This is a genomic window from Oceanicaulis sp. LC35, from assembly GCF_052055585.1.
Classification (GTDB): domain Bacteria; phylum Pseudomonadota; class Alphaproteobacteria; order Caulobacterales; family Maricaulaceae; genus Oceanicaulis.
This window is the reverse complement of record NZ_CP170485.1, coordinates 1,085,181-1,103,408: the sequence shown is the minus strand read 5'-3', so window position 1 is coordinate 1,103,408 and position 18,228 is coordinate 1,085,181. Positions and strand designations below refer to the sequence as shown.

Here is an 18,228-nt window from a genome sequence, read left to right as displayed (position 1 = left end):
GATCGGCCGCCTAGCGCAGCTCGGCCTTGACGATCTTGCCCGGATTGGCCGGCGGCTCGCCCTTGGGCAGCGCGTCCACGTGTTCCATGCCTTCGATGACTTCGCCCCAGACCGTGTACTGACCATCCAGATACGGCACGGCGTCCAGGCAGATGAAGAACTGACTGTCAGCGGAGTTCGGGTCCATCGCACGGGCCATCGACATGGTGCCGCGCACATGCGGTTCATCGTTGAATTCCGCAGGGATGTTCTGGCCAGAGCCGCCCATGCCATTGCCGTTCGGGCAGCCGCCCTGAGCCACGAAGCCATCGATGACGCGGTGGAAGGTCAGGCCGTCATAGAAGCCGTCAGCCGCCAGTTCGGAAATACGCGCCACATGCTTGGGCGCGAGATCAGGGCGCAGACGGATGACAACGTCGCCGCCTTCAAGAGTGAAAACCAGGTTTTGGTTGGCGTCGGACACGACGGCCTCCTTTTGGGGATGTGTTCTTAGTCGAGGACGCGCACGGGCACGTCGATTGAGCAGATATCAGGCAGGCGGCCGTTATCGCGGCTCGCGGCCAGCGCTTCAAGATAGGCGCTGAAAGTCGGCGAGCTGGTATCCATGACCTGCACCGTCGGCGCATTGTCCATCTGGGTCGCCATTTCAAACTCTTCGATGATGTCCGGACGGAAGCCCAGGGTCTGTCCCTGCGTGCCGACATTCAGACTCTCGATCACGTCCTGTCCCTGACGCACCTTGCCCCAGACCGTGTACTGGGTGTTCAGGTGCTCGGCCTCCCCGCGCACGATATAGAATTGCGCATTCGCCGAGTTGGGGTCGTTCGTCCGCGCCATGGCGGCGGCGCCGTCGCAATGCAGCAGCCAGCTCTCCACCCGGCCATCCGCGACGATCCCGGCCAGAGCAGACGGTTGTGTGCCGACCGGGAAGCCATTCCAGTACCCGGCCTGAGCCATCGGTCCGCGCTCGGTGGAGCGCCGTTCCTGGGTCTCGTAGACGGGGATTTCATTGGGATCGCGACGAATGCCGAACTCGGCCTGAAGAGGATCAAACGGCGCCTGTATGCTGGGATTGTCCACTGCGCCGCCGCCTTGAGCCATGAAGCCGTCGATCACCCGGTGAAACACTTTCCAGTCCAGCCAGTTCGTCTCGGCGATCTCGCGGATGCGCGCAGCATGCATCGGGGTGAACTCGTCCTGGATCTCGATCCAGACTTCCCCCTTGTTGGTCACCAGATGCACGAGGTCTTCGGCATCCACCGTGCGCCAGGCGCTGTCAGGCGCATTGGCGATAATGTCTGCGCCCGGCTCCGCCGGTGCGGCGGCCGGCGTCGATGACGACGCGCCGCTGTCTTGCGTCGCGGTCTCGGCTTCAGTCTCGGTTTCAGCTTCAGCACAGGCCGTCAGCATGAGGGCTGACAGGCAGGCGGTGGCGAACAGGGAGGCGGTGGTGCGCATCAGACGAATTTCTCCAGCAGACGGTCTTTGACAAGCTGCGGCACGAAGGGGTCGATATCCCCGCCCAGCTTGGCGATTTCCTTGACCAGACGCGAGGCGATCGCCTGGTGACGCGGGTCAGCCATCAGGAATACGGTTTCAATGTCCGCATTAAGGCGCTGGTTCATGCCCACCATCTGGAACTCGTACTCGAAGTCCGACACGGCGCGCAGGCCGCGAATGATGGAATTGGCGCCGACTTTCTCGGCGAAGTGCATGAGAAGCCCTTCAAACGGCAGCACCTCGATCTCGGTGTCGCCCGCCACGGATTCCGCCAGTTCGCGCGCCATCTCGACCCGCTCGTCAAAGCTGAATAACGGGCCCTTGGCGTCATTGCGCGCCACGCCAATGACCAGCTTGTCATAAAGCTTCACGGCCCGGCCGATAATATCCAGATGGCCGTTCGTAATGGGATCGAACGTGCCCGGATAGAGCGCGACGCGCTTTTTCATGGCTATACTCCCCGAAGCCGGGCCTGGTGGTGAAGCCCCGGTCTAGTTCTCGTCTTCCGGCGCATCCGGGGTGTTCGGGGCCTCGCCCTCTTCACCGCTCTCATCTGCGCTGGCGCCGTCCTCGCTCTCGGCGATGCGGACAACAGACACGACTTTTTCGCCTTCCGCCAGACGGATCAACCGCACGCCCTTGGTCGCACGCGCCGCGATCCGCACGGTGTCCACCGGGAAGCGGATCAGCTGACCGCCATCGGTGACCGCCATGACAGTGTCACCGTCGATGACAGGGAAACAGGCTGCGAGTTCCTTGACCTTGCTCATGTCGTGCGCCGCCACGCCCTGATTGCCGCGTCCCATGACGCGATAATCATAAGCGCTCGAGCGCTTGCCGAGGCCATCCTGAGCCACAGTCAGCACGAACTCTTCCGCCGCGCCCAGCTCGGCGATGCGTTCGGGGCTCAGCGCCACGTCTGCGCCGGCTTCGCCGTCTTCAGGCGCGCTGACGACAGCATCATCCTCTTCAAGCCCGGCGGCCCGACGCATGGCGTTGGCGTGCTTCATATAGGCGCGCGCCTCGTCGGTGGTGACGTCGATATGGTTCAGGATCGCCATGGAGATCAGGCGGTCATCGCCCTTCAGGCGGATGCCGCGCACGCCGGTGGAATTGCGCGACGCGAAGACGCGCACATCGCCCACCGGGAAGCGGATCGCCCGGCCGCCGGCCGAGACCAGCAGCACGTCCTGATCCTCATTACAGAGCCGCACGTCGAGGATTTTCGAGCCCTCTTCGTCCAGCTTCATGGCGATCTTGCCGTTGCGGTTCACCTGCACGAAGTCAGACAGCTTGTTACGACGCACCGTGCCCGCCGTGGTGGCGAACATGACGTCGTACTGATCCCAGCTCTCCTCATCCTCGGGCAGCGCCATCACCGAGGTGATCCAGGCGCCGTCATTGAGGCTGGGCAAGAGGTTCGTCAGGTATTTGCCCTTGGTGTTCGGCGCACCCAGCGGCAGGCGCCAGGTCTTGGTCTTGTAGACCATGCCGTCAGAGCTGAAGAACAGCAGCGGCGCGTGGGTGGACGCCACAAACAGCGTCGCCACGAAATCCTCGTCCTTCATCGCCATGCCCGCACGGCCCTTGCCGCCGCGGTTCTGGGCGCGATAGGTCGAGAGCGCGGTGCGCTTTACATAGCCGCCATGGGTCAGGGTGACGACCATGTCTTCGCGCGGGATCAGGTCCTCGTCCTCGATCCCCAGATCACCCTCGATGATCGCCGAGCGGCGCTCGACGCCGAAGCTGGCTTTGGAGTCCAGAAGCTCGTTGCGGATGATGTCGCGGATGCGGGTCGGGCTGCGCAGAATGTCCAGAAGGTCGGCGATCGTCTCGGCCAGCTTGTTGGCCTCATCCCCGATCTCGTCGCGGCCCAGCGCCGTCAGACGGTGCAGGCGCAGGTCGAGAATGGCTTTCGCCTGCTCTTCGGTCAGACGGATCTCGCCATCCTTGATCTGGGAGCGCGGGTCAGCGACCAGCTCCACCAGCGGCGCCACATCCTTGGCCGGCCAGGCCTTGTCGCGCAATTGCTGACGCGCGGTCTGCGGGTCGGGCGCGCGGCGGATCAGGGCGATGATCTCGTCGATATTGGCCACAGCCACCGCCAGACCGATCAAGACGTGGGCGCGGTCGCGCGCTTTCTTCAGGTCAAACTTGGTGCGGCGGACCACCACCTCCTTGCGGTGATGGATGAAGGTCTCAAGGAAGACGCGCAGGCCCGCCTGTTGCGGACGACCGCCGATCAGCGCCAGCATGTTGACGCCGAACGAGGTCTGCAGCGGGCTCCAGCGATAAAGCTGGTTCAGGATCACCTCGGCGTTGGCGTCCTTCTTCAGCTCGATCACCACGCGCACGCCGGAGCGGTCGGATTCATCGCGCAGATCGGAAATGCCCTCGACGCGCTTGTCGCGCACCAGCTCGGCGATCTTCTCGACCATCGTGGCCTTGTTCACCTGATAGGGAATCTCGTGAACGATGATGGCTTCGCGGCCCTGACGGATATCCTCGATCGAGGTCTTGGCGCGCAGGATGACCGAGCCACGGCCTTCCAGCAGCGCCTTGCGCGCGCCCGAGCGGCCAATGATCTCGCCGCCTGTCGGGAAGTCCGGCGCCGGCACGAACTCCAGAAGCTCGGTGTCGGTGATGTCGGGCTGATCCAGGAGCGCCACGGTGGCGTCCACCACCTCGTTGAGGTTATGAGGCGGGATATTGGTGGCCATACCCACCGCAATGCCCCCGGCGCCGTTGACCAGAAGGTTCGGATAGCGCGCGGGCAGCACCACCGGCTCTTGCTTGGAGCCGTCATAGTTATCGCGGAACTCGACCGTGTCCTTGTCGATATCGGCCAGCAGCGCTTCCGCCGGGTGATCCATGCGGATCTCGGTGTAACGCATGGCGGCGGGCGGATCGCCGTCCATGGAGCCGAAATTGCCCTGGCCGTCCATCAGGGGCAGGCCCATGGAGAAGGGCTGCGCCATACGCGCCAGGGCGTCATAGATCGCGCTATCGCCGTGCGGGTGATAGCGGCCCATCACGTCGCCGACGACGTTTGCAGACTTCTTGTACGCCTTGTCCTTGCTGTAGCCACCCTCATGCATGGCCCACAGGATGCGACGGTGCACCGGCTTCAGGCCGTCGCGCGCATCGGGAATGGCGCGGCTCACGATCACGCTCATGGCGTAATCGAGATAGCTGCGCTTCATCTCGTCTTCGATGGCGACCATCGGTCCGCCGGGCGCGGCGGGAAGGTCTTCATCCATGGGCGTTTCAGGGGGCAAATCGCTCAAAGTCGTTTCGTCCTGGCTGGCGCGCGCCCCTCACCCCTTAGGATGCGGCGCGCGAAAAGAGACGTTGGTCGGGCGCAGACAGGCGGAAACCGCCGTGAATCACCTGCGCACGGTTAGAGGATATGTCTAGCAAGGCCGGGAACGGGCGGCAAACGCGGCACGCGGCTGTGTCCACGGTTTCAATGCGGTTTTACGTTTAAGACCGGATATTCTGGAATTTCAGCCCTGAATTGACGCAGACGGGCTCGCATCCGCATCGATGTCGACTACGTTGAAGGTATAGCTTTACAGGAGACGTCCCCATGAAACGCCCCCTTCGCACCCTGACCTGCGCAGCCGCCCTGGGCGCCGCAGCCTTCAGCGTCCCGGCCTTTGCGGCTGACCATCACGGCACCGAAAGCCATCAGCCCAACGAAGCCTACGCCACGCTGATCGATCGTGAACGCAACGAGATCGGTCATGCCCGCTTCCAGCAAGGCCCGTCCGGCGTGCTGATCACCATTCAGCTCGACACCCAGAATGAGTCCGCCCCCGGCTGGCATGGCGTGCACCTGCACATGCTTGGCGATTGCTCGAATGACGACTTCACCAGCTCCGGCGGCCACATCAATCCGTCAGGCCACGACCACGGTCTTCTGAACGCGGACGGCCCGGACAATGCCGACCTGCCCAACATCTATGTGCACGAGGACGGCGCCCTGCGCGCTCAGGTCTTCACCGACCGCGTCAGCCTGCACGGCGAATACGACGCCCCGGCGCTTCTGGATGAAGACGGCTCCGCGCTGGTGATCCACGACAATGAAGACGATCATTCCACCCAACCCATTGGCGGCGCCGGCGCCCGCCATGTGTGCGGCGTGATCGAGGCGTCGCGCTAAATGCTGTCGCGGCGGGAGACCTTTACCGGGATCGGCGCTGGCGCGCTGGCGCTGACCCTGGCTGGACGCGGGATGGCGCAGGAAAGCCCCGAAGCGCTCTGGCGCGACGGGCCGGACCTGCCGATGCGGGTCCAGGAGATCTACCCCGCCGTGCTGGACGATGTGATCTATGTGGCGGGCGGGCTCAGCCCGGATGTGGGCGGAGGTCGCATCGGCGTCTCCGACCGCGTCTTCTCGCTGGCGCCGGACGCTGTGAGCTGGCGGGAGCGTCCGCGCCTGCCCGTCCCGCTGCATCACCCCAATCTGGTTGGACTTGAGGGCCTTGTGTACGCCGTCGGCGGCTTCACCGCCCAGACCGGCGGCCTCTGGGCGATGAGCGAGGGCGTGCGCGTTTTCGATCCCGACCGCAATCGCTGGCGCAATGGCCCCGCCATGCCCCAGCCCTATGCCGAAACGGTCGCTGTCGCAATCAATGGCCGTTTGCACGTGGTCACCGGGCGTCGCCCGGCCGGCCTCAGCAACAAGGCTTGGGGCGATCATGCCGACACGAACGCCCATATCGTGCTCGACCCCGCCGCTCAGGTCTGGACGACCGCCGCTCCGGCGCCGACCGCGCGCAATTCCGCCGCCGGCGCCGAACTGAACGGGCGCCTGCATGTGGTGGGCGGACGCACGGTATCTGGCGGCAATACGCCCGCTCACGAAGCCTATGACCCGCAAAGCGATAGCTGGGAGGTGCGTGCGCCCCTGCCCCAGCCCGAAGCCGGGCCGCGCGGCGCGGGCGGGCTCGCCTGCGCCAGCGTTGAAGGCGCGCTCTATGTGTTTGGCGGTGAGTGGTTCGACAATTCCGGCGGCGGCGTCTACGCGCAGGTCTGGCGCTATGATCCGCAATCAGACAGCTGGTCGGACATGGGCCGCATGCCCACACCGCGTCATGGTCTGGGCGCCGTGACGGTGCGCAATGTCATCGCTACCATCGCCGGCGCCGCCCAGCCCAGCGGCAATCAGACCACCGCCAAGCTCGACTGGTTCACGCCCTAGTCAGACGCCGGACAGTCCGCGCCTTCAGGCTGGCCAAGGCGCGGCGGTCCATCCGCCGCGATCTCCTGCCCGAGCAACCAGTCCAGCATGCCCTCTTCCAGCGCATTCCCTTGCGCCTCGGGCAAGTTGCCCCAGCCATGCCCCATGCACGGAATTTCCCAATACTCGAACGCGGTGTTTCCTGACGCGTCCAGCGCGTCCACCAGAGCCCGCGCGCTCTCAACCGGCGTGCCGTTGCGGTCCTTCTCGCCATGCACGATCAGGATCGGCATCGTATTGTCCTCAAGAAGGTGCACCAGTCGCGAATTGAGGCGTGTGGGCCAGACCGCCCAGCTATTGTCATGGCCAGACCAGGTCTCGCGCCAGGTGGGGTTGTCCTCCATCCGTTCAAACTGCGCGCGCAGATCGGCGATGCAGGCCTCACGCTCCTCGCCTGAAACGCGCTCCTCCGGGCAGGCCCAGAAATCCTCGAAATGCTCGGCCATGGTATAGCCGCCGCCCATGGCGCCCAGCACGGCGCGGGTCACTTGCGGGTAATAGGCGACCAGCTGGCTCGCGATATCGCCGCCGTCCGACCAGCCCCAGACCAGAAGCTCGCCATTCCACCAGTCTGCAGTGGCGCGCAGGTGCTGCAGCACGCGCAGATGGTCGAGCACACGATTGTCGATGGTGTAATGGCGCAGGAAGCCCTCAGTGCACTCCGAGCCGTAGGAAGCCTCCGGCGCCACGCCCGGCTTCTCCACCATCAGCCGGGCATAGCGAGCCGGGCGCTCCGGACCAGGACGGTAGTCATAGCGCATATTAGGGCGCAGCTGGCCCACACAGCTTGAGCCATCCACCAGCAAGAGGAGCGGTACGCGCTCACCGTCATCAGGATGGTCGAGATAGAAATGAAGATCGCGCTCATCCACGGTCTGGATCGTTCGGCTGTCCTCATAGACCCAGCCCGGATAGCCCTCAGGCACTTGCGTTTCAGCCTGAACGCTCACAAGCGCCAGAGCCATGATCATATTCAGCATGCCTGCCTCCCTGTTCTGAAAGGCAGGCTAGAAACTGCTCAAGACAGAACAACTTAATTCGAGGCAATCGGGATTAAACGTCCGCAAGGCACGAAAAAGCCCGGCGCGATGCGCCGGGCTTTTCATATCATCGATGGAACAAACCCTAGAACGGGATGTCGTCGTCCAGCGTGTCGGAGGTGAAGTCCTCGCGCGGGGCGTTGTTGCGCTGGCCGCCACCGCCCTGACCGCCGCCATAGCCGCCGCCGGAGCGATCATCCATCTGGTTATTGTTATAGCCGCCGCCCATGCGGTCGCCGCCGCCGCCTTCGCCGCGGCCATCGAGCATGGTCAGCTCGCCGCGGAAGCGCTGCAGCACCACTTCGGTGGTGTATTTGTCATTGCCGTCGCGGTCCTGCCATTTGCGGGTCTGAAGCTGACCCTCGACATACACCTTCGAGCCCTTCTTGAGATAGTTCTCGGCGACCTTGGCGAGGTTGTCGTTGAAGATCACGACGTTATGCCATTCGGTCTTCTCGCGGCGTTCGCCCGTGGACTTGTCGCGCCAGTTTTCCGAAGTGGCGATGCGCAGATTGACCACCGGGTCGCCATTGTTCAGGCGACGCACTTCGGGGTCCGCACCCAGATTGCCCACCAGGATCACCTTGTTCACACTGCCCGCCATGCCGCGTCTCCCGCTTGTCTTTCGCGTGGTATTTGTTCACATTCCGTTCCGCGCGTCAATTGAGGCGCGAGTCGGACGTTAACGAAGCCCATCCGGGCCTCTGAGTCCATCACCGGGCGCCGCTGTCGGCGCCTGAACGGTGGATAGCGGAGACCTTGAGGCCTAAGTAACGCCCGATACGCCGCCCGGCAGCCCGCCAGTGAAGGACTTTGCGTCATCCATGTCTGACAAGCTCAAAACCATTTCCGTGCGCGGCGCGCGCGAGCACAATCTCAAAGGCGTGTCGGTCGATCTGCCGCGCGACGAGCTGATCGTGTTCACGGGCCTGTCGGGATCAGGCAAGTCCTCGCTCGCCTTCGACACCATCTACGCCGAGGGCCAGCGCCGCTATGTGGAGAGCCTGTCGGCCTATGCGCGCCAGTTCCTGGAGCTGATGAGCAAGCCCGATGTGGATTCCATCGAAGGGCTGTCTCCCGCCATCTCGATCGAGCAGAAGACGACCTCCAAGAACCCGCGCTCGACCGTAGGCACCGTCACCGAGATCTATGACTATATGCGTCTTCTGTGGGCGCGGGTCGGCGTGCCCTATTCGCCTGCGACGGGCGAGCCGATCTCGGCCCAGACCGTCTCCCAGATGGTGGATCGTGTCACGGCGCTCGGTGAAGGCGCGCGATTGTATCTCTTGGCGCCCATCGTGCGGGGCCGGAAGGGCGAATACCGCAAGGAGTTCGCCGAGCTTCTGAAGCAGGGCTTTCAGCGCGTGAAGGTGGATGGCGAGTTCTACGCGCTCGAAGAGGCGCCCGAGCTCGACAAGAAATTCAAGCACGATATCGATGTCGTGGTGGACCGGGTGGTCACCAAGGACGGGCTGGAACAGCGCCTCGCTGACAGCCTTGAGACCGCCCTGCGGCTGGCGGACGGCATCGCCATGGCCGAGTTCGCGTCTGATCATGGCGAGCACAAGACCGGCGAACGGATCGTGTTCTCGGAGAAATTCGCCTGCCCGGTCAGCGGCTTCACGATTGAAGAGATCGAGCCGCGCCTGTTCTCGTTCAACAACCCGTTCGGCGCCTGCCCGTCCTGTGACGGTCTGGGCCAGAGCCTTGAGTTTGACGAGGATCTGGTGGTGCCTGACCGGGACAAGTCGCTCTATGACGGCGCAATTGCGCCCTGGAGCCGCGCCACCTCCAAGCTCTACCAGCAGACCTTGCAGGCCCTCGCGGACCATTACGGCGCCAGCATGTACACGCCCTGGCGCGATCTCGACAAAGCCTTCCGCAAGACGGTGCTCCAGGGCACGAAGGACAAGATCAAGTTCACCTATGAGGACGGGCTGCGCCAGTTCACCACCTCCAAGGCGTTTGAAGGGGTGATGCCGAACCTGCAGCGCCGCTGGCGGGAAACCGATTCCACCTGGGTGCGTGAGGATCTGGCGCGCTTTCAATCGAGCCAGCCCTGCGATGTCTGCCACGGCAAGCGCCTGAAGCCTGAAGCTTTGGCGGTAAAGATCGCCAGACACGACATTTCCGAAGCGGGCGAGAAATCCATCAAGGATGCGCGCGACTGGTTCGCCTCCATCGAGGAGACGCTGTCGCCCAAGGAGCAGGAAATCGCGCGCCGCATCCTGAAAGAGATCCGCGACCGTCTGAAATTCCTCGTCGATGTGGGGCTCGATTATCTCACGCTCAGCCGCGCCTCGGGCACGCTGTCGGGCGGGGAAAGCCAGCGCATCCGTCTCGCCAGCCAGATCGGCTCGGGCCTGACGGGCGTGCTCTATGTGCTGGATGAGCCCTCCATCGGCCTGCACCAGCGCGACAATACCCGCCTGCTCGATTCCCTGCGCGGCCTGCGCGATCTCGGTAATACCGTGCTGGTCGTGGAACACGATGAAGAAGCCATCGAGACAGCGGACTATGTCGTCGATCTGGGTCCGGCTGCGGGCGTGCATGGCGGTGAAGTGATCGCAGCGGGCACGCCGGCGGAAATCGCCGCCAATCCCAATTCGCTGACCGGGCAGTACATGTCCGGCAAGCGCATGGTGCCGGTTCCCGAACAGCGCCGCCCGGTGGATCTGAACCGCGCCGTGACCGTGAAGGGCGCGACCGGCAACAATCTGCAGAACATCGACGCAGCCTATCCGCTGGGCGTTCTGACCTGTGTGACGGGCGTGTCAGGCGGGGGCAAATCCACCCTGACCATCGAGACGCTCTACAAGGCGGCGGCGCGGCGGCTCAACAACGCCTCCCAGGTGCCCCTGCCCCACGATACGGTGGAGGGGCTCGATCAGGTCGACAAGATCATTGATATCGACCAGAGCCCGATCGGGCGCACGCCGCGATCCAACCCGGCCACCTATACCGGCGCCTTCACGCCGATCCGCGAATGGTTCGCCTCCCTGCCCGAAGCCCAGACGCGCGGCTACAAGCCGGGCCGCTTCTCCTTCAACGTCAAAGGCGGGCGTTGCGAGGCGTGCCAGGGCGATGGCGTGGTGAAGATCGAGATGCACTTCCTGCCCGATGTCTATGTCGAGTGCGATGTGTGTCACGGCAAACGCTTTAATCGCGAAACGCTGGAAGTGACCTTCAAGGGCAAGTCCATCGCCGATGTGCTGGACATGACCGTCGAGGAGGCCGCCGAATTCTTCAAGGCGGTGCCGTCGGTGCGCGACAAGATGGAGACGCTCAAGCAGGTGGGGCTGAGCTATGTGAAGGTGGGCCAGCCCGCCACCCAGCTCTCGGGCGGTGAAGCCCAGCGGGTGAAGCTATCCAAGGAACTCGCCAAGCGCTCGACCGGCAAGACGCTCTACATCCTCGACGAGCCCACCACCGGGCTTCATTTCGAGGATGTGCGCAAGCTGCTCGAAGTGCTGCATGAGCTCGTGGATCAGGGCAATACCGTCATCGTCATCGAGCACAATCTCGATGTCATCAAGACCGCCGACTGGCTGCTGGATCTGGGCCCTGAAGGCGGCTCAGGCGGCGGCGAGATCGTCGCCTGCGGCACGCCCGAGGACGTGGCCGAGGTGGAGGCGAGCTGGACCGGACGCTATCTCAAACCGCTTCTGGAGCGGGACAAGGCGCGTCAGGCGAAGCTGGCGGGGTAAGCGCGCCCTCCGCCGGGGCGGAGGTCAAAGCGGCCTCCGCCAGATAGCCGCGGATCACCAGCTGGAAAAGCGCAGCAAAGATCAGCTGGCCGATCATGGCGATGATCAGGGCTGCGGTCAGATTGACCGTTTGCCCCTGTTGCATGGCCTGAAGCCCCAGCCCCAGCGGCGCCAGGGCCAGCGCATTCACGATCAGGCCCATAAGCCCCAGCGCGAACACCGCGCCCAGATAGCCGAGCACGAAACGCTCCGCGAAGGGATGAGTGTGTCTCCAGGCTGATAGTTGCGGGAAGTGACCTGTGACAATGGCGAGGGGCAAGCCTGTGGACAGGCGGCTGGCATAGGTCAGGGCTGTTCCAACGATAGTCAGTGAGCCGACAAGCATTACCGCGATCACGAGCGCGCGTCCGGCCAACTCCCCGGCAACCATCACAAAAAGCTGAAAGGGGATGCCGATTACAAGAAGCAAAAGGAACAAGGCGACGGCGCCCATCAGCGTGACGCCGAACTGAGCCAGACCGATGACGAGATAGGTCAGCGCCAGCCGCCCCTCATCCGCCCCAAGACGCCAGGGAAGCCCCGGCTTGGCGGGCTGCCCCGTCAGGAAGCGATACCAGGCGGCCTCACTGGCGAGATACACCAGCGGAACGCCGAAGAACGCCAGCCCGAAGGCCAGCAGAGCGCCCGCGCCAACAGAGGCGCCGCCCGCTGCAGGAAGTTGGGACAGTCGCCCCGCCATCACCATCAGATAGGGCGTGAGCACCAGCAGGACGCCCAGCGCATCCAGCCCGAACAGGACACTCGCCCGGCCCGGCGCGCGCCGCACCGTCTGAACGCCCCGCTTCAAGGCGGATCGAATGGAGAAGGCCTGATCTGTCATGATTCCCCCCGGTCATGGCTTGGCGCCGTTATGCCAAGCCAGGGGAAGAAATCCAACACATTCTCCGATTTGGGGAATCTTCTCGCAGCGTGATTTGGGACGTCGCCCTTCTCGCCGTCTTACTGTCACGCCGATAGCCGCTCTCACCCCTGCGGAGTGGGGGCAGGCGCGTCAGGCGAAGCTGGCGGGGTAGCTTCCGTCTGTGAGGCTGCATCCCCGGCTGTGGCCACCATGGCCGCTTCGGCGACCACGCCGCGCACCATCTGGAACATCAGGTAATAGGCCAGCATGGCAAAGCCGATGACACCCATCATGGCAAGGCCATCGGCTATGGGGAGCGTGTCGGCGCTGGTTTCTGGCGCAACGATCATCACGGCGGAGACAGCCCCGAGTTGTACTGCAAGAATAAGCACATAGCCGAGAATGATAATACCGGCTCCAGCGACGAGGAGACGTCCGGCGAAGGGTTTCGTCGCGTCCCAGCCCCCCAACACATCAAGCTGTTGTCGCTTGATAGCCAGCGGTGCGCCTGTGTTCAGGCGCAGGCCGATATAGTTTGTGACGAGCATCATGAAGAGCAGGATGACGAACGGAAGCAGCTGCACCACCCAGAACTGCGCGGAACTCGGATCACCAGCTGTAGCGCCGAGCGCCGCTACCCCGTTAACAGCCAGCATGACGACCAGCATGGCGATGGCCAAAACCATATAAATTCCCATGCTCACGCCCATGATGATGGCGCTGCTCACCCCATACACGACAAGGCTACGCCACTCATCAGCGCCGATCCGGTAGGGAATTGCGCGTTTCATCGGGCGACCGGTCAGCAGGCGGTTCCACGCCGCATCCACCACCCAGATGTAGACCATGAAGAGAATTGCAAATCCCAGATAACCGGTCAGGAACAACCCGAGATTCTGGGTCTGCTCGGCATCTGTCTCAAGCTGTTCCATCAAGGGCGCAATGACGAGCAGCCCGAAGCCAGTCGCAAGCGTCCCGAGCAATACCCAGTCACAGGCCAGCTGGGTCCAGCTGGCGACAGGGCGGTGCTTGAAACAGCGAAACCACCGGACCACCGCCGAGTGCACGGAAAACCGCTCAGGTTCATAAAAGGATTGCGCCACGATTCCCCCCTGCGTCGCGATTTACGCAAGACTATTCGCCATTTGAGGGAAAACAAGGCCTATTGAGATTTCCGCCCGCGCAGGATCAGACCGATCAGCATGATCGCGCTCAGCCCGCCCATGGCGATGAGCTGGGCGTAGGTTTCCGGGCCGAGGGTGACGTTCTCGGCGCCCGCAAGTCCTGTGGCGGAGCTGAACACCTCGGCCACGGCGGTGTGGATGGTCTGCTCGGGGTCTGACGCCATCAGCGCGAAGGTCGGCGCGATGACCGCGACGGCGTTAAAGGCGCCATGGGCGGCGGCGGCCTCGATCATCGAACGCCGCCACAGGGCCGTGAGGGCGAAGACGAGCCCCGTGAGGCCGATGCCGCTGAGCGCGAGGACGCCATATATCAGCCCGGAGATGAAAACGTGAAGGTGCAAGAAGGCGAAAGCGAAGCTCGCCACCAATACGCCCAGCGTCTTGCCCCAGCGCGCGGTCAGCGCACTCATCAGCCAGCCACGAAAGACCAGCTCCTCCACCCCGCCCTGCAGCAGGAAGCCCAGGAACAGCCCCGCATAGGCGATCAGCGCCGCCTGTCCGATCGCGCGCGACGGATCCATATCGTCCATCGCCAGATCAGACGCCGGCGCGGCGCCCAGGCTGAGCAGCGTTGCGGCCACGCTGACCAGCACCACCAGCACCATGCCCAGCGGCAGGCCCAACAGGTAACGCCCTAAAAAGTCTCTGCCATAAAGCCCGATGGTGGAGAGCGGGCGCTTCTCGAACACCTTGACCCAGACAAGCGTCATGATCGCCCAGGTGATGAACTGGGTCAGCATCAGCGGCAAGAGCACGGTGAGCGTGTTCTCGCTCAGCGCCTGCTGCGCCGCCAGAGGGTCGGTGTTCCCCGACGAGACCGTGTGGACAATGGTGTAGATCACCGTGCCAATCACCACAGGAACCGAAGAGGCGAGATAGCCCGCCACCATCAGCCCCAACGCACCCCACCCCCAGGTGCGGCGAGCCGTCTCCGGCCAGGGCGCGTAAAGGGCTTGGGTCATGTCAGGCGGCTTTCTGTTCGGGTTCGGGCATGGACAAGGCGAGTTTCGCACTGATGCCGCGCGCCATCAGCATCACAACCCCCATGAGGAAGGTCACTGGCAACAGAACGAGCGCGCTGATCCCCAGCTTGTCCGGGCCCGGAACCAGCTCTGCATAAAGCCGCATCGACATCAGCGGATCAGACGGGTTCTGGAAGGCGTCTTCAAAGGTCCTGACCACATGCTCCCCCACCCAGGCGGCAATCACGCCATAGCTGATGACAATCACCAGCATGTAGAGAATGGTGAAGACGATCCACGCTGTTGTCAGACCCGCCGCATGGCGCCACCCGGTGCGGATCGCCCCGCCGATGTCAAACCGCCCGGACAGCGCATGCGCGGGCAAACCCGAGAACACGGCCAGCGCAACCGACATGGCGAGAAGCAACAACACGAAGAATCCAACAGCCACCAGAACGACGGCGACGCTGCTGTCACCCGTCCCGTTTTCAATGATCATGACCGCAATCACGCCGCCGATCATGCTCACCAGGAACACCGCAAAAAGGGAAGCCAGATAAACGCCAAACAGGATGAGCCAGCTGAGCGCCAGTCGCCCAATCCCCGCCCAGCCCGGCCAGAGGGTGAAGCGGCCGCTCATGAACAGCGTCAGCCAGACCGCTTCCAGCCAGAGCCAGAGCGGCAGTCCCAGCAAGGAGAATACAGAGCTGAGTGAGGAAAACTGCATGTTGAGGACATAGGCCCCGGCGCTGTCACCCAGCTCTGCAGCCTGAACGCCCTGACGCGCCATATAGCCCAGCAGCATGTACTGCCCCAGATACAATGCCGTGCAGAGGAGCGTCTGGATGATCAGTAGGATCAGGACCGATTTGGGTCGGGCGCGAAAGACGTCGAAGCCGAAGCCCAGCGCCCCGCCCAGCGTGAACCGATGAGCAGGCGTCGTGGTCGTATCTGTCATGGTCAGCCCTCGCTCGGCGCCTGTCCCACTGAAGCGGCGGGCGCTTCGAGCGGCGTTTCGGGCGGCAGACCACCATCATGACGAACGGCCACATACGCGCCGACGCCATGCCAGCTGACCTGAACAATCGCTTCATAGATGAATTGCAGGATCATCACGACGCCCAGGCAGATCAGGAAGACCGGATCGCTGAACACCTCACGCAGAATATCAAACACCACCTGCGTATCCGTGGTTTCTTCGATCTGCGTCACAAGGCCCAGCATGTCAGCCGAACCGATCAGAATGACGCCGTTTTGCAGCAGGCCCACCACCATGTAACCCATTAAGCTGACAAGCACGAGAACCAGATAGGACAGGAACATCCACAGCATGACGCCATGGGCCGCGGCAAAGCCGTCAAACAGCTTTATGCCCCGCTGACGCACGCTCAGCGCCGGCGCAGGCGCAAAGCCAAGCAGGCAAAGCAGCCAGCCCAGCACCACAAAAATGGTCAGAACCGTGTTCACAAGCGCCTGAACCGCGACACCGCCCGGCTCTCCCCCGGCGACAAATCCGGCGTTCACAGACACATAGAGCATCACGGTCACAAGCTGACCGATGCCCAGCAAGAACCAGAAGGCCAGATTGACCACGAACAGGCGCAGTTCATCGGCGCCGAAGCGGATCGGGATGCCGACGGCGACTTCATTGCGCGTCAACAGCCGAAGCCAGGCCCCCTGAAGCATCAGGGCGCTCACCAGGAGTCCGAACCCGCCGAGAGACAGATATCCCGCCCCCTGCATCAGGGCGGCGAGAACTTCAGCTTCAGGCGGCTCACCCTTGCCCTCATAGGCGAGCAGCAGCTCGAACACCGGCCATGCGCCGTAAATCAGAAGCGACGCAAAGCCGCCATAAAGGACCACCTGCCACAGAGCGATCCACAGGACGCTCAGGGGCCGCTGGCCGAACACCTTGAAGAAATGGAAGGTGCCATCGATGAAATTATAGCTGGGCTTGGACATGGTTCCCCCCGCGTGTCCGAACGAAGCATTCGCGTGAGAGGATAGCCCAGACGGTCAGAAAGGTCTCGCCCTATTCAGACGGGATTTCGCCTTCGTCCTTGTAAACGCCATAGAGCGCACACAGCATCGCGATCAGCGGCGCCGCCAGCAGGGCGATCTTGCCCACGCCATAAATCGCACTGATGACGAGATAGAGCGCCGGATTGATGGTCAGCATCCCCGCCTCGCCAGCTGCGGACCGGGCGATGGCCGGTCCGGCGCCGAACAGGGCCACACTCAGGGCGTTAAACAGCGCCAGCACGATGACGCCGGGAACAAGGCTCGCCAGCGTCGTCAGGGCGATCTCAAGGCTGCGCCCGCGTGAAAGCGGCCAGATCGACAGGACGCGGACCGCCCGCTCCTGGATCGTCGCGGGCGCCGTCAGCGCCAGACGCGTGATCAGCCACACGCTGAACACCAGAAAGACCGCAACGAGAAGCGCGGAAATCGCCAGGGCGCCCGGGCCCATCAGCTCGAACAGGTTCACATACCCCTCCGGCTGGGGCATGCCCGGATCCATATCGGTGAAGGCAAGGCCCGCAATCATGAAAGACAGCGCCGTGCCCGCCGTCATCAGGATGATGCTCAGCAGCAGCAGAACCAGGAACAACGCCCAGGCGAGCCGGCCTTCATCCCCGCCCAGCGTCAGCCCGTAAAAGCCCTTTTGCGGCAGGCCCAGCGCCTGACGGGCGAGGCTCGCCCAACCGACCACAAAGGCGCCAAAGGCTGCGACCATGAACAGGATCATCCCCGGCGCCGCGCCCGGCGCATAGGCATGGGCGTAGGCGGTCAGGAGCGACTGGACCGCAAACACGACGCCATACAGGCCCGCGGCGGCCAGAACCGGCATCGGATTGTCCAGAACAAAGCGGAAGGCGGCGCCCAGAGCGCGAGGATCGAAGAGTTTCATGATGCGCCAGTTAGCCCGAAATGAGGGTCAGGCCAAGCGCATGAGGGCAAGAGGTTCAGTCCGTTTGCGTGGCGAAAGCCTCAAACCCCTGACGGCAGACCTCGAAGATCCGTCTTCGCGAAGAGGTCCTGAAGCAGGGCGTGAAGGCATATCGATTGACAAGCCAGCCTCTGCCCTCAAGTCCGAAACGATATCCGATCATCTGGTTCGCGAGAGCCTCACCTTCGACAGGAGGATAGGCATCCAGAAGGACAACCTCCCTCAGCTCCCGCCCCCTGGAGGATCCCGACCAAAACGCTCTCACATAGATGATGGCCTCAACACCCTGTCCTGTCTGCGCCTGGGGCAAATCAGGGAAGCCGCGATCCGTGCAGACACCCAGTTCATCCGGGTTGTGAGCGTAGGGCGAAAACAGGAAAAGCCGGTCTTCGGAAACACGCTCACCTGGCTCGGTTTTCATGGATTGCGCGACCTCTCGCTGCACAGCGGTCAAACCGCCAACTCGAGCGTCTATGCGCAAAGCGATGTTGAAATGGTACCCGGACGCGTCCAGCAGGCCCACGCGATAGGCAAGGCCTGCCGCGTAAGGGCTGATCGCGCACGGGCCTTCAGCTTCAAGCTCGAAAGCCGCCTCGAACGTGCTGAGCGCATGGCGCGCATTTCCGGACGCCCAGGCTTGCGAGAGATGCTGGATCTGGTCGTCCGCTAACGCAGTTCCGGAATGCATCACGCTCGCATTCAGAGCAAAAGCGGAAAGGAACGTGCTCAGCATCGCCAT

The 18,228-nt window shown here is 63.3% G+C and carries 16 protein-coding genes; 3 read left to right on the top strand and 13 right to left on the bottom strand.

What is annotated here, in order from left to right; translation table 11 throughout:
• Nucleotides 1-10 precede the first annotated feature (10 nt).
• The 4 genes from ACFELO_RS05190 to gyrA are packed head-to-tail and all read right to left on the bottom strand — an operon-like array spanning nucleotide 11 to nucleotide 4,760.
• Entirely contained in the window at nucleotides 11-463 is a 453-nt protein-coding gene (locus tag ACFELO_RS05190) for a peptidylprolyl isomerase (protein WP_440959507.1), read from the bottom strand.
• Nucleotides 464-489: 26 nt separating this feature from the next.
• Complete coding sequence (locus ACFELO_RS05185; RefSeq protein ID WP_440959506.1) at nucleotides 490-1,458, bottom strand: peptidylprolyl isomerase; 969 nt, start codon at nucleotides 1,456-1,458, stop codon at nucleotides 490-492.
• A complete protein-coding gene (gene coaD / locus ACFELO_RS05180; RefSeq protein WP_440959505.1) occupies nucleotides 1,458-1,949 on the bottom strand; it encodes a pantetheine-phosphate adenylyltransferase in 492 nt (163 codons plus the stop codon). The genes ACFELO_RS05185 and coaD overlap by 1 nt, the downstream gene beginning before the upstream one ends.
• Nucleotides 1,950-1,991: 42 nt before the next feature.
• The gene (gene gyrA / locus ACFELO_RS05175) at nucleotides 1,992-4,760 is read right to left on the bottom strand and encodes a DNA gyrase subunit A (RefSeq protein WP_440959893.1); all 2,769 of its coding nucleotides are present in this window, start codon (nucleotides 4,758-4,760) and stop codon (nucleotides 1,992-1,994) included.
• Nucleotides 4,761-5,089: 329 nt separating this feature from the next.
• Between gyrA and ACFELO_RS05170 the strand changes: the two genes are divergently transcribed.
• Entirely contained in the window at nucleotides 5,090-5,665 is a 576-nt protein-coding gene (locus ACFELO_RS05170) for a superoxide dismutase family protein (RefSeq protein ID WP_440959504.1), read from the top strand.
• Entirely contained in the window at nucleotides 5,666-6,706 is a 1,041-nt protein-coding gene (locus ACFELO_RS05165; RefSeq protein ID WP_440959503.1) for a Kelch repeat-containing protein, read from the top strand. It begins immediately after the preceding gene.
• Here the strand turns inward: ACFELO_RS05165 and ACFELO_RS05160 are convergent.
• A complete protein-coding gene (locus tag ACFELO_RS05160; protein WP_440959502.1) occupies nucleotides 6,703-7,725 on the bottom strand; it encodes an alpha/beta hydrolase family protein in 1,023 nt (340 codons plus the stop codon). The genes ACFELO_RS05165 and ACFELO_RS05160 overlap by 4 nt on opposite strands.
• A 145-nt stretch (nucleotides 7,726-7,870) precedes the next feature.
• Nucleotides 7,871-8,389: a single-stranded DNA-binding protein gene (gene ssb / locus ACFELO_RS05155; protein WP_440959501.1), complete on the bottom strand. Its 519-nt coding sequence runs from the start codon at nucleotides 8,387-8,389 to the stop codon at nucleotides 7,871-7,873.
• 220 nt (nucleotides 8,390-8,609) lie between these two features.
• Between ssb and uvrA the strand changes: the two genes are divergently transcribed.
• On the top strand, nucleotides 8,610-11,492 hold the full coding sequence (gene uvrA, locus ACFELO_RS05150; protein WP_440959500.1) for an excinuclease ABC subunit UvrA: 2,883 nt from the start codon (nucleotides 8,610-8,612) through the stop codon (nucleotides 11,490-11,492).
• Here uvrA and ACFELO_RS05145 read toward each other — a convergent pair.
• From ACFELO_RS05145 to ACFELO_RS05115, 7 genes are all read right to left on the bottom strand, one after another.
• Complete coding sequence (locus ACFELO_RS05145) at nucleotides 11,440-12,372, bottom strand: hypothetical protein (RefSeq protein WP_440959499.1); 933 nt, start codon at nucleotides 12,370-12,372, stop codon at nucleotides 11,440-11,442. The genes uvrA and ACFELO_RS05145 overlap by 53 nt on opposite strands.
• 143 nt (nucleotides 12,373-12,515) lie before the next feature.
• Nucleotides 12,516-13,496 (bottom strand): hypothetical protein, encoded by a 981-nt coding sequence (locus tag ACFELO_RS05140; protein WP_440959498.1) that lies wholly within the window; start codon nucleotides 13,494-13,496, stop codon nucleotides 12,516-12,518.
• Between the two features lie 59 nt (nucleotides 13,497-13,555).
• On the bottom strand, nucleotides 13,556-14,539 hold the full coding sequence (locus ACFELO_RS05135) for a lysostaphin resistance A-like protein (RefSeq protein ID WP_440959497.1): 984 nt from the start codon (nucleotides 14,537-14,539) through the stop codon (nucleotides 13,556-13,558).
• Nucleotide 14,540: 1 nt separating this feature from the next.
• Nucleotides 14,541-15,497 carry a hypothetical protein gene (locus ACFELO_RS05130; RefSeq protein ID WP_440959496.1) on the bottom strand — a complete coding sequence of 319 codons (957 nt, stop codon included), beginning with the start codon at nucleotides 15,495-15,497 and terminating at the stop codon, nucleotides 14,541-14,543.
• Between the two features lie 2 nt (nucleotides 15,498-15,499).
• Nucleotides 15,500-16,501: a hypothetical protein gene (locus ACFELO_RS05125; protein WP_440959495.1), complete on the bottom strand. Its 1,002-nt coding sequence runs from the start codon at nucleotides 16,499-16,501 to the stop codon at nucleotides 15,500-15,502.
• Nucleotides 16,502-16,571: 70 nt separating this feature from the next.
• Nucleotides 16,572-17,450 carry a hypothetical protein gene (locus ACFELO_RS05120; RefSeq protein ID WP_440959494.1) on the bottom strand — a complete coding sequence of 293 codons (879 nt, stop codon included), beginning with the start codon at nucleotides 17,448-17,450 and terminating at the stop codon, nucleotides 16,572-16,574.
• Between the two features lie 55 nt (nucleotides 17,451-17,505).
• On the bottom strand, nucleotides 17,506-18,228 hold the full coding sequence (locus ACFELO_RS05115) for a hypothetical protein (RefSeq protein WP_440959493.1): 723 nt from the start codon (nucleotides 18,226-18,228) through the stop codon (nucleotides 17,506-17,508).

What these genes read in the sequence shown, in the direction of transcription:
- ACFELO_RS05185 (WP_440959506.1), bottom strand. Translation starts at nt 1,458, where the DNA reads ATGCGCACCACCGCCTCCCTGTTCGCCACCGCCTGCCTGTCAGCCCTC.
- coaD (WP_440959505.1), bottom strand. Translation starts at nt 1,949, where the DNA reads ATGAAAAAGCGCGTCGCGCTCTATCCGGGCACGTTCGATCCCATTACG.
- gyrA (WP_440959893.1), bottom strand. Translation starts at nt 4,760, where the DNA reads ATGGATGAAGACCTTCCCGCCGCGCCCGGCGGACCGATGGTCGCCATC.
- ACFELO_RS05170 (WP_440959504.1), top strand. Translation starts at nt 5,090, where the DNA reads ATGAAACGCCCCCTTCGCACCCTGACCTGCGCAGCCGCCCTGGGCGCC.
- ACFELO_RS05165 (WP_440959503.1), top strand. Translation starts at nt 5,666, where the DNA reads ATGCTGTCGCGGCGGGAGACCTTTACCGGGATCGGCGCTGGCGCGCTG.
- ACFELO_RS05160 (WP_440959502.1), bottom strand. Translation starts at nt 7,725, where the DNA reads ATGCTGAATATGATCATGGCTCTGGCGCTTGTGAGCGTTCAGGCTGAA.
- ssb (WP_440959501.1), bottom strand. Translation starts at nt 8,389, where the DNA reads ATGGCGGGCAGTGTGAACAAGGTGATCCTGGTGGGCAATCTGGGTGCG.
- uvrA (WP_440959500.1), top strand. Translation starts at nt 8,610, where the DNA reads ATGTCTGACAAGCTCAAAACCATTTCCGTGCGCGGCGCGCGCGAGCAC.
- ACFELO_RS05145 (WP_440959499.1), bottom strand. Translation starts at nt 12,372, where the DNA reads ATGACAGATCAGGCCTTCTCCATTCGATCCGCCTTGAAGCGGGGCGTT.
- ACFELO_RS05135 (WP_440959497.1), bottom strand. Translation starts at nt 14,539, where the DNA reads ATGACCCAAGCCCTTTACGCGCCCTGGCCGGAGACGGCTCGCCGCACC.
- ACFELO_RS05130 (WP_440959496.1), bottom strand. Translation starts at nt 15,497, where the DNA reads ATGACAGATACGACCACGACGCCTGCTCATCGGTTCACGCTGGGCGGG.
- ACFELO_RS05125 (WP_440959495.1), bottom strand. Translation starts at nt 16,501, where the DNA reads ATGTCCAAGCCCAGCTATAATTTCATCGATGGCACCTTCCATTTCTTC.
- ACFELO_RS05120 (WP_440959494.1), bottom strand. Translation starts at nt 17,450, where the DNA reads ATGAAACTCTTCGATCCTCGCGCTCTGGGCGCCGCCTTCCGCTTTGTT.
- ACFELO_RS05115 (WP_440959493.1), bottom strand. Translation starts at nt 18,228, where the DNA reads ATGGCGATGCTGAGCACGTTCCTTTCCGCTTTTGCTCTGAATGCGAGC.